Raw genomic sequence first — 14,365 nt, forward strand, 5'->3', positions numbered from 1 at the left:
TCTTCATGTCGAGCATGCAATATAAAGTGCAGTGCGCTTTATATTGCACTTGTCACCATGTTTACCACTACACTGGCACTGCACTTACCTAAGCACTAATAGCCATCGCTGACTTATAAGCTGTTTCCTACCTGCTTCGCCACAAAATCTACGAATCTATCCCTGAGTGGGTTTTCACTTTCTCCATTCCATATCAATCCGACAGGCCAAGTGGCGTGCTTGCCTTCTAACGCAATGAACTCAACCTTGGTGTTGCTAATGTATTGCGCGCTGCTAGGTACTATGGTGAAGCCGATATTGGCTGACACTAACGCCAGCAGGGTAAGAATATCATCGGCTTCTTGTGTCTTGGATAGGTCGATATTATTGGCGATGCAATATTGCTGAATCTGTTTGTCTAGTCCGGGTCCACGATGTTGGGCGAGCTTTAGGTAAGGCCATTTAGCTAACTCAGAGAGAACCTGACTTTTGTTTGGTGCTTGCTTGAGAAGATCTTTATGTACAGCAATCACAAGGGAATCATTGAATAGGGTTAGACTTTCTAAATCGGAAGAGTCGGGTATCCGATTGAAGCTGATATCGAGATCATGGCTCAATAACTCATCCGTCTGCTGCTTAGAAGGTGTGTCATTTAAGGTGACATGAACGTCTGGATATTGCTGTTTATAAACCGCAATAAGCTTGGGTGCTTCATGATAAGTGGAAACACCAAAGCCAATGTTCAAATGTCCCTCTGTTCCATTTACTACTGAGCCTGAAAGCTGCTCAAAGGCTTGCATTGAATAAACCAAGCGTTGGGCTTCTGCCAGTAACGTCTTGCCTGCGTGCGTTAGTTCTGCGCCATTTCTGCCACGAGAAAACAGAGATGCCCCTATGTTGGATTCAAGTCGTTGAATCTTTTTAGTGAGTGCCGATTGAGTGATGTAGAGCTGCTCGGACGCCAAACGGTAGTTGCCCGATTTAGCCAACTGACAAAATGCCTTCAGTAAATCAAATTCCATTCCAAATGCTCATTGAACTGTGAGTATCTTTCATTATATGGAATTGATTCGATTTTTTATACTGAGTTCATACCAAATCAGTAAAGCGGAATTTGAGGACGAATCATGAAAAGAGACATCAAAGTAGCGTCGGTTCAGTTTAACCACCGTGCAGGCGATAAGGTGTATAACTTGTCGGTGATAGAACAATATGTTCAACAAGCTGCGGAGAGCGGTGTGGAGATCATTAGCTTCCCAGAGATGTGCATCACAGGGTATTGGCATGTCTCTGAATTATCACGAGGCGAGATTGAAGCGTTAGCGGAACCAGTCCCGAATGGCGAGTCGACTCAAAAGCTCGTTTCGCTAGCAACACAATTTGGCATGAGCGTTGGTGCCGGTTTGATAGAGCAGGGTTGCGATGGCGAGCTATACAACACCTATGTCTTCGCTATGCCCAATGGCGAAGTACAGAAACATCGAAAACTGCACACTTTCGTTAACCCATACATGAGCAGTGGCGACCAATTCACGGTATTCGATACACCTCATGGATGCAAAGTCGGTATCTTGATTTGCTGGGATAACAACTTGGTCGAGAACGTTCGAATTACCGCTTTGAAAGGTGCCGATATATTGATTGCACCGCATCAGACGGGTGGTTGTGATTCTCGCAGCCCTAACGCGATGAAGCGAATCGACCCAGAGTTATGGTTTAATCGAGATAAAAATCCGGAAGCGATTCGCGCGGAAATGCAGGGTAAGAACGGCCGTGAATGGCTAATGCGTTGGTTGCCTGCAAGAGCACACGATAACGGTATGTTTGTGGTGTTTAGCAATGGCGTTGGTGTGGATATGGATGAAGTTAGAACTGGCAATGCGATGATCTTAAGCCCTTATGGTGAAATCATCACAGAGACGGACAGCGTTGATAACGACATGGTAATTGCAGAGCTAAAAGCCGAAGAGTTGGAGATGTGTACCGGAAGGCGTTGGATTCGTGGGCGTAAGCCGGAGCTATATCATTCACTGACACAACCGCTAGGTCATGAACTAGACCCACACCAAGCCCGTTTTGCAGAGAAGTAATGTTGTAAGTGTTGCTGAAAAAGGATGTATTAGGGGGGTAAAAGGGTGGGGACGTTGAAAGAGAAGTGAGGGTTCCTGATTTAGTCTACCCACTTAAACTGTTTTTAAGTGGGTAGACTATTTACACACTAAGCACTAAGCACTAAGCACCAGCATCTAAGCTCTATTCTCAGTGACGAGTGCGAGAAGACGTCAGTTCTGATGCACGAAGCTGAGCGACGGCTTTTGCTAGTTCCAGTTGAGCTTGTGCAAAGTTGATGTCGACATTGCCTTTGTTGATGTTCTCTAGGGCAGCGTATTTCGCTTCTTCTGCACGAGCGCGGTCAATGTCTTTACCATGCAAGGCAGTATCGGCCAAAACAGTGACCACATCGGGTTGAACTTCCAGCATCCCGCCAGAGACATAAAGCACTTGCCCCTCTGATTTAGGGTCTGTGACAAATACCGTCACGCCCGGTTTTATTTTGCTGAGCAGCGGGGAGTGACCGGGGCGGATACCCAGCTCACCATCCGCGCCAGAAACGGCTAGGGCATACGCTGGACCTGAAAACAGCGTACCTTCCGCACTTACAATATTAAGTTGAAATGTATTATCTGTAATTCCGATAGCCATGGTGCACCTACCTCTTAGAGTGATTTTGCTTTTTTAAGCACTTCGTCGATAGAGCCACAGTACAAGAACGCTTGCTCTGGGATGTCGTCATACTCGCCACTTAACAGACCTTTGAAGCCTCTTAGCGTTTCGCTTAGCGGTACGAATACACCTTTCTGACCGGTAAACACTTCTGCTACGTGGTAAGGCTGAGTTAAGAAACGTTCAATCTTACGAGCACGAGATACGATCTGTTTATCTTCCGTTGAAAGCTCATCCATACCAAGAATCGCGATGATGTCTTTAAGCTCTTTATAACGTTGCAGCGTGGTTTGAACCGTTTGTGCAATGTCGTAGTGCTCTTGACCAACCACGAGAGGATCCAGTTGACGAGAGGTCGAATCTAACGGGTCAATCGCAGGGTATAGACCCAATGCAGCGATGTTACGAGACAATACAACAGTCGCATCTAAGTGAGCAAAGGTTGTTGCTGGCGATGGATCTGTCAAGTCATCTGCAGGTACGTATACCGCTTGGATAGACGTGATAGAACCTTGTCTGGTTGATGTAATACGTTCTTGTAGAACACCCATCTCTTCGGCAAGTGTTGGTTGGTAACCTACAGCTGAAGGCATACGACCTAACAGTGCTGATACTTCTGTTCCCGCGAGTGTGTAACGGTAGATGTTATCAATGAACAACAGTACGTCACGGCCTTCATCACGGAAGCGTTCAGCCATAGTAAGGCCAGTCAGCGCAACACGAAGACGGTTTCCTGGTGGCTCATTCATTTGGCCGTAAACCATGGCAACTTTGTCTAGTACGCCAGCTTCTTTCATCTCGTAGTAGAAATCGTTACCTTCACGAGTACGTTCACCAACACCGGTAAATACAGAAAGACCTGAGTGAGCTTTAGCGATGTTGTTGATAAGCTCCATCATGTTGACGGTTTTACCTACACCCGCGCCACCGAACAGACCGATTTTACCACCCTTAGCGAACGGACAAATAAGGTCGATAACCTTAACACCTGTCTCTAGGAGCTCAGTGCTGTTAGCTTGTTCTTCATAAGAGGGCGCTTCACGGTGAATTTCGTAGCTCTCTTTCTGGCCGATTTCACCACACTCATCGATAGGTTGACCAAGCACGTTCATGATACGGCCTAGAGTCTCTTCACCCACAGGGACGGTGATCGGAGAACCTGTATTTTCAACGGTTAGACCGCGGCGCAAGCCATCAGATGTACCCATTGCAATACAGCGAACGATGTTGCCGCCAAGTTGTTGCTGAACTTCCAATACTAGCGAGCTTGCTTCGTCGCTGGTTACTCTCAATGCATCATAAACGCGAGGGCTGTTGCCGCCGCTGAATTCGACGTCAACTACCGCGCCGATTACTTTTACTATTTTTCCAACACTCATCTCTAAATCCTCAAATTCTGTTCTGACCCACTCTTTGCTGTACCTAGACAGCTTGAGCGCCTGAGACTATTTCACTCAGTTCTTGGGTAATGGCAGCCTGTCTCGCTTTGTTGTACACCAATTGCAAATCATCAATGAGTTGGCCTGCGTTATCGGTCGCCGCTTTCATGGCTACCATTCGGGCTGCTTGCTCACAGGCAATGCTCTCTACGATGCCTTGGTACACTTGCGATTCAATGTATCGATGTAACAGCTCAGAGAGGATGTCTCTTGGCGCTTGTTCATAGATGTAATCCCAACGACGCGCTTTTCTTGCTTCACCATCAGCCTCTGTGTCAGAAGGGTGGGGTAGCAACTGCAAAGCCGTTGGTGCTTGAACCATGGTGTTCACGAACTGGTTGTAAACGAGAAATAAACTGTCGATCTTTTCTTCGTCGTAATGCTCCAGCATCGCATTCACTGTGCCTAAGATGTCTTCCAATTTAGGCGCGTCACCAAGGCCTGACGTTTGCGCGATAACATTGCCGCTGCGTTGGAAAAATGAGATAGCTTTCGAACCGATTAGAGTGGTTTCTACCTCAACACCCTTGGCCTGCCATTGTTCCATCTCTTCCAACACTTTCTTGAACAGGTTTGAGTTCAAGCCACCACATAAGCCTCTGTCAGACGAAATAATGATGTAAGCAACGCGTTTTGGTTCACGCTGTTGAAGATAGGGGTGCTGGTATTCCAGTGACCCCGATGCGACGTGAGAGATAACTTTGCGCATGTTCTCGGCATAGGGACGCGTTAACGTCATGTTGTCCTGAACTTTACGCATCTTACTTGCCGCAACCATCTCCATTGCACTGGTGATTTTCTGAGTGTTACTAACACTGCCTATCTTGGTGCGAATTTCTTTAGTATTTGCCATTATCTGCTCCTAATTTGTTTTGATTTCCAGCCAACAAACCGGAGCGTTTACCAAGCTTTCAACGCTACAAAGTCACCAAGCAGTTTTGCAAGTGCGCTGTCGATCTCATCGTTGTAGTCACCGTTGGCATTGATGGTGTCGAACAACTCTGGGTTCTGAGCTTGTGCATAAGCAATTAACTCTTCTTCGAAACGCGCCACTTTGTGCAACTCAACGTCAGCCAAATAGCCTTTTTCTGCTGCGTAGATAACTGTTGCTTGCTCAGCGACAGACATCGGAGAGTATTGTTTTTGCTTCATCAACTCAGTCACACGCTCACCATGGTCGAGCTGTTTACGTGTCATCTCATCTAGATCAGAAGAGAACTGAGCAAATGCAGCTAGCTCACGGTATTGAGCCAATGAAGTACGGATACCGCCCGACAATTTTTTGATGATCTTGCACTGTGCTGCACCACCCACACGAGATACCGATATACCTGGATCGACAGCAGGACGTAAGCCTGAGTTGAATAGTTGGGTTTGAAGGAAAACCTGACCATCGGTGATTGAGATTACGTTGGTTGGTACAAACGCAGACACGTCACCCGCTTGAGTTTCAATGATAGGCAGCGCGGTTAATGAGCCTGTTTGGCCTTTCACTTCACCATTAGTGAACTTCTCTACATACTCTGCATTCACTCGTGCGGCACGTTCTAGAAGGCGTGAGTGAAGGTAAAATACGTCGCCAGGGAAGGCTTCACGGCCCGGTGGGCGTTTCAATAGTAATGAAATTTGACGGTAAGCAACGGCTTGTTTTGATAGGTCATCGTAGATGATCAGTGCGTCTTCACCGCGGTCACGGAAGTATTCACCCATGGTGCAACCCGCATAAGGTGCTAGGTATTGAAGCGCTGCTGATTCTGATGCGGATGCCACAACAACAATGGTGTTTTTAAGTGCATCGTGGTCTTCAAGTTTACGAACCACGTTAGCGATGGTTGACGCTTTTTGGCCAATCGCAACATAAACACATTTAATGCCAGAGTCTTTTTGGTTGATGATGGCATCGATAGCGAGCGCTGTTTTACCTGTCTGACGGTCACCGATGATAAGTTCACGTTGACCACGACCGATAGGCACCATGGTGTCTACTGCTTTGTAGCCCGTTTGAATTGGTTGATCGACTGACTTACGCTCGATTACACCCGGTGCAATCACTTCTACTGGGTCAAGTCGGTCACAGCTTACTGGGCCTTTACCATCGATAGGTTCGCCTAGTGTGTTAACAACACGGCCAAGTAGGCCGTTACCTACTGGTACTTCCAAGATACGACCCGTACCTTTTACTTTCATACCTTCAGATAGGTCAGTGTATGGGCCCATAACAACGGCGCCGACTGAGTGGGTATCTAGGTTAAGTGCGAGTGCGTACTTGGCGCCCGGTAGCTCAATCATCTCACCTTGCATCACATCCGCTAGGCCATTAATGGTGATGATACCGTCACGAACCGATACGATAGTGCCTTCATTGCGAGCTTCGGTGCTCACATTAAACTTCGCGATGCGATTTTTGATTAGATCGCTGATTTCATTAGAATTTAATTGCATAATTGTTACCTATCTCGCGTGAAGCTGATTAGCTAATCGGTTAATTGATGTATTTAAAGAACCATCGATAACGGTTTCACCCGCTTTGATAACAATCCCGCCAACCAGCGTGTCATCAATAACCTGTTCCATTTCAACTTGACGCTCTAATTTCTTCTCAAGTGCAGCCGTTAGGGAGATAACCTGATCTTGTGTAAGCAATTCTGAACTGGTGACAGTGACAGGAATTACACGTTCATGTTCGTCCTTTAGATCGCTGAACAAGTTAAACAGGTCTCTTATCACTGCAAGACGGCCATTCTCAGCCAAGACTCGAACGAGATTAATGACGTGGTCATCAACGAGCCCTTGGCAAATATGAATGAAGAGATTGGCCAGTTCTTCAGAGTCAGTGCGAGAACCTTCTGCTGAAGAGATCTGCTTAGCGATTGTTTCTTCTTCCGCTACCGTCACAAGAATCGACAGCATTGAGTGCCACTCTTGCAACTTGTTTTCACCTAAAGCAAAGTCGAACGATGCCTTAGCGTAGGGATGAGCAATATTGGTGTAATCTGACATATTGCCTCCGTTTAGAGTTCGCTAATCAATTGATCAACTAACGCTCGGTTCGTTTCAGAATCTAGGTTTTTGCTAATCAGTTTTTGTGCACTTTGAATAACAGCGTCTGCCATGTCCGCCTGAAGCTCACGGCGTAACTTTTGACGTTCGCCTTCGAGTTCAGCTCTACCTTGTTCTAAGATGCGTGCCTTTTCTTGCTCGGCTTCTTCGTGAGCTAAGCTGATGATTTCGTTGCGGCGTTTTTTGCCTTGTTCAATCAGTTCAGTCACGTTTCTTTTTGCATCTTCGACGAGTTGTGCGCCATTTGATTTCGCTAGTTCTAGCTCTTTCGCAGCATTCTCTGAGTGGCGTAAACCATCAGCGATTTCTTTTTGGCGCTCGTCTAACATTGCGGTGAGAGGGGGCCATACATATTTCATGCACAGCCAAACAAAAATCACGAAGGATATTGCTTGTCCAAACATGCTTGCATTTAAGTTCATACCTTCCTCGCTAAATCTTGATTATTTACAAATCGATCTTTTCAAAGCTATTTAATTAAGCCACGGCAAAGATGATGTATAGACCGATACCAACACCGATCATCGGTACTGCATCCACAAGGCCCATCATGATGAAGAATTGAGTACGAAGCATTGGAGTAAGATCCGGTTGACGAGCAACACCTTCAAGGTACTTACCTGCTAAGTTACCAATACCAGATGCCGCACCCGCTGCACCTAAACCGATCAGTAATGCACCTGCTACATATAAAACTGCGCTTACGATATCCATTTGTATCTCCGATAAATAATTTGTTAGTTAATTTTTTAGTTATTAATTAATGGTGTTCTTCTGTTGCCATTGCTAAATAAACAACGGTCAGCACCATAAATATAAATGCTTGTAAGAATACGATTAATATGTGGAATAAAGCCCATGGAACACTCAGTGCCCATTGCATCCACCATGGCATTAATGCAATAAGGATGAATATCATCTCGCCTGCATACATGTTTCCGAATAATCGTAAGCCTAGTGATATTGGTTTTGAAATTAATGTAATTAATTCAAGAACAAAGTTAACAGGATATAAAAGAGGGTTATCAAATGGCTGAGTAGTAAGCTCTTTGATAAAGCCTTTCAAACCTTTATTTTTTAACGTATAGGTTAACAGTAAAATAAACACACCGAGTGCCATCGACATTGGGATATTTACGTCCGCCGTCGGTAGATCTCTAAAGTGTTCAAGGCCGATTACTCGAGTTAACCCTGGTATTAAATCAATAGGTAATAAATCAACTGCGTTCATTAACAACACCCAAACAAAAGTGGTTAATGCCAGTGGCCCTATTAATTTATCTTCCGCTTGAAAAATCTCTTTGACTAGGTTGTTAACAAAATCAAAGATGAGTTCGATAAAACATTGAAAACGACCTGGAACACCGCTAGTGCCTTTGGTCACGACATATCGAAACGCCCCAATGAACAGTAAACCTGTAATCCAAGATACCAACATTGAGTCAATGTTGAACGCCCAGAAACCATCACCAGTAGTTAAGAAGGTTAAGTGATGCTCTATGTATTCGTGAGCGGTAGTTACTTGATCCATACTACGCGTACTCCGATCTATTAGAGGCAGTAATAAATGGTGTTAAGAAGTACCCAATCATTGTAAAAATGTACGCGTATAATATTACTGGGTTATCCAATTTGAAAAACTGGAATGCCAATATAAACATTAAGAACGTATAAGTTATTTTCACGACACGACTCATTTGCATTAAGTCACGTAAACTATAATTAGGATTCTTACGTACCTTTAGGCTTGCATATATAAATCCAAACAGCGGAGGTAACATCGCAATTCCGATGCCCAAAGCTGAAGATTCCATATCTACTTTATTACCAAAAAACACTTCATATAAAACTACACCGATGGCTAATACTATTTGGCAGAGAACAACTCTTTTAGCGGCAACAAGGATGTCGCTACTTATCCCATTAAGCCTCATAATAAAACCTTATGTTAAACAGTGTAAGTTAATATAAAACACAGTTTAAATTTAACTTGTTACTACATTTCACTTGTTAATAACACTTGATTTGCTTTTAAGAAAAACCCTTGCTGGTTTTATATCTCCCTGACGAAATGAAACGGACATAAACTAATTCGTTATCGTTTCGACAAAATATAAATTACGCCTAAAATTATGTGATCAAAACGACAAATATCGACATCAATAATTCCATTTTTGAAAGATGTGTTTTTCATTTATGAAAGTAATAATTCAATAACTTTATTCATGAAAATTTTAGATGCTTTATTTTCAGTAAAAAGAGATGCTTTTTATCAAAATTAAAGGCGTTAATTTGGCAAGTTATGATCTTATCAATTAAGACTATTCAAACACTTAGCTTCATTTCTAAGTTAACTATTTAACGCTATCCGACAAGGAGAGAAAGGCACTTTTAGCCAGTGATAAAGGCACTCGTTTGTTGAGTGATTTATCTATACGGCGTTCTCTATCTTAAAGTGATTATTTTTAAAAATAGTTTGTCACGATGTGATTTTTGACGCCTTTCTGGCATTCCGGAACGAATAAATCGGCGCTTAAGATGAATATTATGGGAGTAACTCAGCCCTAAACATGGATGTAAAGAGCTGAAGGGCTTGGAAAAATCTGAAGGTTAGGGCAAAAAGCTCTGAATATAAGGTCAAATTATTGGGGTTAGAGGTGGAATTTCTTGATGTGCTCTTCTGTTAACGGTTCTGTTGGCGACTCTATCAACGGTTTTATAAGAGAGAGAACACACTCTATTACTCTTCTTCATAGCTCAGATATTGAATACACAAGTCGTGGAAGGCTTGAGCTTGTGGCGAAATCGTACGATCAGACAATCTAAAAATACCGATCTGACGCTGTAGCGGCGGGTCAATCAACGGAATCCACACTAAGCGAGTCTCATTGGTAGGGAAGGCCAGCTTTGGCAGCGTGGTGACGCCTATCCCAAGTTCTAATACCGAAAACAGCGAAGTGATGTTCTCCACGGAATAGAGCGCTTGTTCGCTGAGCATTCGCGCAGGTGTTGGGTCAAGTAGGGTGCACGTCCCGTTGCGAATGAAGGGTTGTTTTAACAAAGTTTGCCATTCGATTCCCTCTAACTGAGAGGCGATAGGGTTGTCTCTGAGGCAGACCACACCAATAGGATCGGACAGTAATGGCGTGAAATCGATGCTCTCTTCTTCTAAATGGGAGCTGTTTCCGAGGGCTACATCCACTTCTCCAGAGAGTAATCTTGCCTCTACACCAGCCGCATTATCATCAATCAAGCTGACTTCTACATTTGGGTACTGTTCACAAAAAGCCCCTAAAACGCTAGGGATTAATTTTGCTGCGACCGATGGCACGCTCGCGATTCGAACTCTTCCTTGTTGTCCTGCCGCGGCTGCACGTAGGTCATTATCTAACGCTTTGTAAACATTAAGGAACTGAATGATTTTTGGAAGGCATATTTCTCCGAAAGGTGTGAGCGTTGATTTGTTGCCTGTTTCAAACAGTGGCTGGCCGAGTATTTTTTCTAGCTCTTTTATCGATGTGGAAAGTGCCGCTTGCGAGCGATTTGCTCGATGAGATGCTGCTCGAAATCCGCCTTCTTCGACCACTAAAACAAAATGTTTTAACTGTTGTAGCTTAATACTCATGGCACTGATCCTTCTCTAGCCCTTGCTATACCTTACTTTTTGAAAGGTGATAGATTTTATTTATCAAATGCACAAAATTTACCGTTAGATTTATCAGCCGTCAAGGTGCAGTATTTAACCATCTTGAAACATAGTTGTTACAAAGTTGGATGGAATCGTGAACGCACAAACTAAAAAACACCCAGTAAAAACCGCTCTTTTTGCTTCAAAAGCACCGCTAGAGTGGGCAATCGTAAATAACGGCACTCTATACACCGCGCAGATTCCAATTGATGAAACAGGCGCAGTCGTAGAAGGCGGTATCGAAGCGCAAACGCGTCAGACTTTTAACAACCTTGTTCATACATTGGAGTGTGCAGGCGAATCGATGGATTCAGTGTTGCAAGTTCTGATTTACGTGACAGACCGTGAATACCTAAAAACGGTCAACAGCGTATACGGAGAATATTTCAATGCACCTTATCCAAACCGTGCAGCGGTCGTCGTTGCAGGGTTAGCAAGAGAAGAGATGCTGGTCGAGTTCGTGGTTTATGCATCGGCGTCTCAACCTGAATAATTTGACTGTGAACTAAGGCTCTTTGCGGCTCAAAACTCTTTTGAATTAAAGCGGTTTATTGATACAAGCGATCGGGTTCACTTTAGATACAAAATGTACGACTTATTTTAGCAGTTAATTACCTGAATATTAACAGTTTATTAATCAACCAGATGGTTGCCAGACTCAACCGCAACCTAACCGTTACAAGGACAGAATGATGACTCAATTACAGAATGTTCAAGCAGAAAACGCACTTTACATTGGCGGCGAATGGCAAGCGGGTGTAAGTACCGTTGCGAACATTAACCCATCAGATATTTCTGAAAACATCGGTAACTTTGCACAAGCAAGTGCTGAACAAGTTCAACAAGCGATTTCAGCGGCAAAGCACGCTCAACCAGAGTGGGAAAAAACGCCGATTGAACGTAAGCAAGCGGTACTTCAAGCGATTGGTGACGAGCTGATTGCACGTTGTGATGAGCTAGGCACGCTTCTTTCTCGTGAAGAAGGTAAGCCTTTTGCTGAAGGCCGTGGTGAGATTTACCGTGCTGGTCAGTTCTTCCAATACTTCGCGGCTGAAGTGCTTCGTCAGATTGGCGACAACGCGGACTCAGTACGCCCAGGCGTTTCAGTTGAAGTGACTCGTGAAGCGGTAGGCGTTATCGGCATCATCTCTCCTTGGAACTTCCCGACAGCAACGGCTGCTTGGAAAATTGCCCCAGCACTGGCTTTCGGTAACAGCGTTATTTGGAAACCAGCAAACCTAACACCAGCAAGTGCGGTTGCGCTTACAGAGATCATCCACCGTCAAGGTATCCCTGCAGGTACGTTTAACCTTGTACTAGGTAGCGGTTCAACGGTAGGTGATGCTCTGATCAACTCTAAAGAAGTGAACGGTGTGAGCTTTACCGGTTCTGTTGATACGGGTCGTAAGGTTGCGGCTGCTACAGCGCCAAACTTCGTTCGTTGCCAACTGGAAATGGGCAGTAAAAACGCACTTGTTATCGCAGACGATGCTGATATCCAAACTGCGGTTGATGCAACGATTGCAGGTTCGTTCTCGGGTGCTGGTCAAAAATGTACCGCGTCTTCTCGCCTTGTGGTTATGGATAGCATTCACGACCAATACGTTGAAGCACTGATTAAGCGTATGAGTGAGCTGAAAGTGGGTCACGCATTAGAAGAGGGCGTGTTCATGGGCCCAGTTGTCGATGGCAACCAACTTGAAGCGAACCTAGGCTGGGTTGAGAAAGCACGTCAAAGCGGCGGTGAGCTGGCATTTGGTGGTGAACGCTTGAGCATGAAGCACGAAGGTTTCTACATGTCTCCAACGCTGTTCTTGAACACTAAGAACGATTGGGAAGTGAACCAAGAAGAAGTGTTCGCACCAATGGCGAGCGTGATTCGTGTTGCTGACTTAGAAGAAGCGATTGCGACAACCAACGATACTCGCTTCGGTCTAACGGGCGGCATCATTACTCAAAGCCTACGTACTAGCGCGATGTTCAAGCAACAAGCGCAAACAGGTTGTGTGATGGTGAACCTACCAACAGCAGGCACGGATTACCACGTACCGTTTGGTGGCCGTAAAGAGTCTAGCTTCGGTCCTCGAGAGCAAGGCCAATACGCGAAAGAGTTCTACACAGTGGTTAAGACGGCTTACCAGCGTCCTTATTAATCCACTTTCTAAATAAGAATTGGATAGCTGAAGATATTAACTTCCTAACTATCCAGCTATCGAATTGGCCTGATTCACAGAGTCAGGCCAACATTCAAACCAAAGCAGCAAACGAACTTAGATAAGTGATTTAACCCATTTTTGAAAACATGTTATTTGAGCGTGTTTTCAAAACCGAGCTAGAACACTGAGCTTTCAATAGGAGTGGTTATGTACCAGCAACGGATTGTTATAGATGGATTGCAATACTGCAATTGGAACAGAGAATATTTCCAAACACTAAAGGCGAGCGGCATTACAGCAGTTCACGCTACCGCGGTTTACCACGAGACAGCTCGTGAAACCTTATCTCGTTTTGCAGAGTGGAACTTAAGATTCGAGCAGAACGCAGACCTTATCATGCCGATTCACTCAATGGCTGATGTAGAGACTGCAAAAGCGACTGGTAAAGTCGGCATTTTCCTTGGTGCTCAAAACTGTTCTCCAATCGACGATGAGATTGGTCTTATCGAAGTGATGCGTAAGCAAGGTCTGTTGATCATGCAACTGACGTACAACAACCAGAGCTTATTGGCAACGGGTTGCTACGAAAAGAACGACACCGGTATTACTCGCTTTGGTAAACAAGCCATCGAAGAGATGAACCGAGTGGGCATGATCATCGATATGTCTCACAGTGCCGAGCGCTCAACACTTGAAGCGATTGACTTGTCTTCTCGCCCTATTTGTATCAGCCACGCGAACCCAACGTTTGCTCATGATGCACTGCGAAACAAATCAAACGATGTGATTAAAGCCCTAACCGCACGCGGCGGCCTAATCGGATTCAGCTTATACCCATTTCACCTACCAAACGGCAGCCAATGTACGTTGGAAGACTTCTGCCAGATGGTTGCGACTACGGCTGACATGGTCGGCGTAGAGCACCTCGGTATTGGTAGTGACCTATGCTTAAACCAACCTCAAGCCGTTCTTGAATGGATGAGAAATGGTCGTTGGTCTAAAGCAATGGACTACGGTGAAGGCTCTGCGAACAACTCAGGTTGGCCAGATGCGTTGCCTTGGTTCTGCGGTAGTGCGGGTATGGAAAACATATATAACGGATTGATGCGTCATGGTTTTAGCGAGTCTGAAGCTGGGCAAGTCTTGGGAGAAAACTGGTTTAACTTCTTGAAAGATGGCCTAGAGCCTCAAAGCAAGGGTTAACGGTTTCTCGCGAGCCATCATCGAATTAGCAGCCTTGTAACAAACGTTCAATGAGCAAGTGCTGCTTAAACCAATTTCACTATTCAAAAGGAACAACGGTCTATTTCGCAACGCGG

At 44.8% G+C, this 14,365-nt stretch carries 15 protein-coding genes; 4 read left to right on the plus strand and 11 right to left on the minus strand.

Annotated features, from left to right (window positions below):
- Nucleotides 1-113: 113 nt before the first annotated feature.
- Nucleotides 114-1,001 (minus strand): LysR family transcriptional regulator, encoded by an 888-nt coding sequence (locus tag L0992_24590; protein XGB69549.1) that lies wholly within the window; start codon nucleotides 999-1,001, stop codon nucleotides 114-116.
- A gap of 105 nt (nucleotides 1,002-1,106) precedes the next feature.
- On the opposite strand from L0992_24590, the gene L0992_24595 reads away from it, so the two are divergent.
- Complete coding sequence (locus L0992_24595; GenBank protein XGB69550.1) at nucleotides 1,107-2,069, plus strand: nitrilase family protein; 963 nt, start codon at nucleotides 1,107-1,109, stop codon at nucleotides 2,067-2,069.
- A 169-nt stretch (nucleotides 2,070-2,238) separates the two neighbouring features.
- Here L0992_24595 and atpC read toward each other — a convergent pair whose 3' ends face one another.
- From atpC to L0992_24645, 10 genes are all read right to left on the minus strand, one after another.
- Nucleotides 2,239-2,682: a F0F1 ATP synthase subunit epsilon gene (gene atpC, locus L0992_24600; GenBank protein ID XGB69551.1), complete on the minus strand. Its 444-nt coding sequence runs from the start codon at nucleotides 2,680-2,682 to the stop codon at nucleotides 2,239-2,241.
- Between the two features lie 14 nt (nucleotides 2,683-2,696).
- On the minus strand, nucleotides 2,697-4,082 hold the full coding sequence (gene atpD / locus L0992_24605) for a F0F1 ATP synthase subunit beta (protein XGB69552.1): 1,386 nt from the start codon (nucleotides 4,080-4,082) through the stop codon (nucleotides 2,697-2,699).
- Between the two features lie 43 nt (nucleotides 4,083-4,125).
- Nucleotides 4,126-4,995: a F0F1 ATP synthase subunit gamma gene (gene atpG, locus L0992_24610; protein XGB69553.1), complete on the minus strand. Its 870-nt coding sequence runs from the start codon at nucleotides 4,993-4,995 to the stop codon at nucleotides 4,126-4,128.
- 47 nt (nucleotides 4,996-5,042) lie between these two features.
- Nucleotides 5,043-6,584 carry a F0F1 ATP synthase subunit alpha gene (gene atpA, locus L0992_24615; protein ID XGB69554.1) on the minus strand — a complete coding sequence of 514 codons (1,542 nt, stop codon included), beginning with the start codon at nucleotides 6,582-6,584 and terminating at the stop codon, nucleotides 5,043-5,045.
- A gap of 9 nt (nucleotides 6,585-6,593) precedes the next feature.
- Nucleotides 6,594-7,142, minus strand: a complete 549-nt coding sequence (locus L0992_24620) for a F0F1 ATP synthase subunit delta (GenBank protein XGB69555.1) — start codon at nucleotides 7,140-7,142, stop codon at nucleotides 6,594-6,596.
- 11 nt (nucleotides 7,143-7,153) lie between these two features.
- The gene (locus tag L0992_24625; protein ID XGB69556.1) at nucleotides 7,154-7,624 is read right to left on the minus strand and encodes a F0F1 ATP synthase subunit B; all 471 of its coding nucleotides are present in this window, start codon (nucleotides 7,622-7,624) and stop codon (nucleotides 7,154-7,156) included.
- 55 nt (nucleotides 7,625-7,679) lie between these two features.
- Nucleotides 7,680-7,916 (minus strand): F0F1 ATP synthase subunit C, encoded by a 237-nt coding sequence (atpE, locus tag L0992_24630; protein ID XGB69557.1) that lies wholly within the window; start codon nucleotides 7,914-7,916, stop codon nucleotides 7,680-7,682.
- 46 nt (nucleotides 7,917-7,962) lie between these two features.
- Nucleotides 7,963-8,733, minus strand: coding sequence for a F0F1 ATP synthase subunit A (gene atpB, locus L0992_24635; GenBank protein ID XGB69558.1), 771 nt, complete (start codon nucleotides 8,731-8,733; stop codon nucleotides 7,963-7,965).
- A 1-nt stretch (nucleotide 8,734) separates the two neighbouring features.
- On the minus strand, nucleotides 8,735-9,136 hold the full coding sequence (locus L0992_24640) for an ATP synthase subunit I (protein XGB69559.1): 402 nt from the start codon (nucleotides 9,134-9,136) through the stop codon (nucleotides 8,735-8,737).
- A gap of 806 nt (nucleotides 9,137-9,942) precedes the next feature.
- Nucleotides 9,943-10,827: a LysR family transcriptional regulator gene (locus L0992_24645; GenBank protein XGB69560.1), complete on the minus strand. Its 885-nt coding sequence runs from the start codon at nucleotides 10,825-10,827 to the stop codon at nucleotides 9,943-9,945.
- 157 nt (nucleotides 10,828-10,984) lie between these two features.
- Between L0992_24645 and L0992_24650 the strand changes: the two genes are divergently transcribed.
- The 3 genes from L0992_24650 to L0992_24660 all read left to right on the plus strand — a co-directional run bounded on the left by L0992_24650 (nucleotide 10,985) and on the right by L0992_24660 (nucleotide 14,249).
- Nucleotides 10,985-11,383 carry a RidA family protein gene (locus L0992_24650; protein XGB69561.1) on the plus strand — a complete coding sequence of 133 codons (399 nt, stop codon included), beginning with the start codon at nucleotides 10,985-10,987 and terminating at the stop codon, nucleotides 11,381-11,383.
- 199 nt (nucleotides 11,384-11,582) lie between these two features.
- Complete coding sequence (locus tag L0992_24655) at nucleotides 11,583-13,043, plus strand: aldehyde dehydrogenase family protein (GenBank protein XGB69562.1); 1,461 nt, start codon at nucleotides 11,583-11,585, stop codon at nucleotides 13,041-13,043.
- Nucleotides 13,044-13,253: 210 nt separating this feature from the next.
- Entirely contained in the window at nucleotides 13,254-14,249 is a 996-nt protein-coding gene (locus tag L0992_24660; protein XGB69563.1) for a dipeptidase, read from the plus strand.
- The last annotated feature ends 116 nt before the right edge of the window (nucleotides 14,250-14,365 follow it).

Source organism: Vibrio pomeroyi (assembly GCA_041879425.1).
GTDB classification, from domain to species: domain Bacteria; phylum Pseudomonadota; class Gammaproteobacteria; order Enterobacterales; family Vibrionaceae; genus Vibrio; species Vibrio pomeroyi_A.

Bases quoted from the DNA above. Each gene is read 5' to 3' on its own strand.
- L0992_24660 (XGB69563.1), top strand. From the start codon at position 13,254: ATGTACCAGCAACGGATTGTTATAGATGGATTGCAATACTGCAATTGG.
- L0992_24640 (XGB69559.1), bottom strand. From the start codon at position 9,136: ATGAGGCTTAATGGGATAAGTAGCGACATCCTTGTTGCCGCTAAAAGA.
- L0992_24590 (XGB69549.1), bottom strand. From the start codon at position 1,001: ATGGAATTTGATTTACTGAAGGCATTTTGTCAGTTGGCTAAATCGGGC.
- atpB (XGB69558.1), bottom strand. From the start codon at position 8,733: ATGGATCAAGTAACTACCGCTCACGAATACATAGAGCATCACTTAACC.
- atpC (XGB69551.1), bottom strand. From the start codon at position 2,682: ATGGCTATCGGAATTACAGATAATACATTTCAACTTAATATTGTAAGT.
- L0992_24595 (XGB69550.1), top strand. From the start codon at position 1,107: ATGAAAAGAGACATCAAAGTAGCGTCGGTTCAGTTTAACCACCGTGCA.
- L0992_24655 (XGB69562.1), top strand. From the start codon at position 11,583: ATGACTCAATTACAGAATGTTCAAGCAGAAAACGCACTTTACATTGGC.
- atpA (XGB69554.1), bottom strand. From the start codon at position 6,584: ATGCAATTAAATTCTAATGAAATCAGCGATCTAATCAAAAATCGCATC.
- L0992_24645 (XGB69560.1), bottom strand. From the start codon at position 10,827: ATGAGTATTAAGCTACAACAGTTAAAACATTTTGTTTTAGTGGTCGAA.
- L0992_24625 (XGB69556.1), bottom strand. From the start codon at position 7,624: ATGAACTTAAATGCAAGCATGTTTGGACAAGCAATATCCTTCGTGATT.
- atpD (XGB69552.1), bottom strand. From the start codon at position 4,082: ATGAGTGTTGGAAAAATAGTAAAAGTAATCGGCGCGGTAGTTGACGTC.
- L0992_24620 (XGB69555.1), bottom strand. From the start codon at position 7,142: ATGTCAGATTACACCAATATTGCTCATCCCTACGCTAAGGCATCGTTC.
- atpG (XGB69553.1), bottom strand. From the start codon at position 4,995: ATGGCAAATACTAAAGAAATTCGCACCAAGATAGGCAGTGTTAGTAAC.
- atpE (XGB69557.1), bottom strand. From the start codon at position 7,916: ATGGATATCGTAAGCGCAGTTTTATATGTAGCAGGTGCATTACTGATC.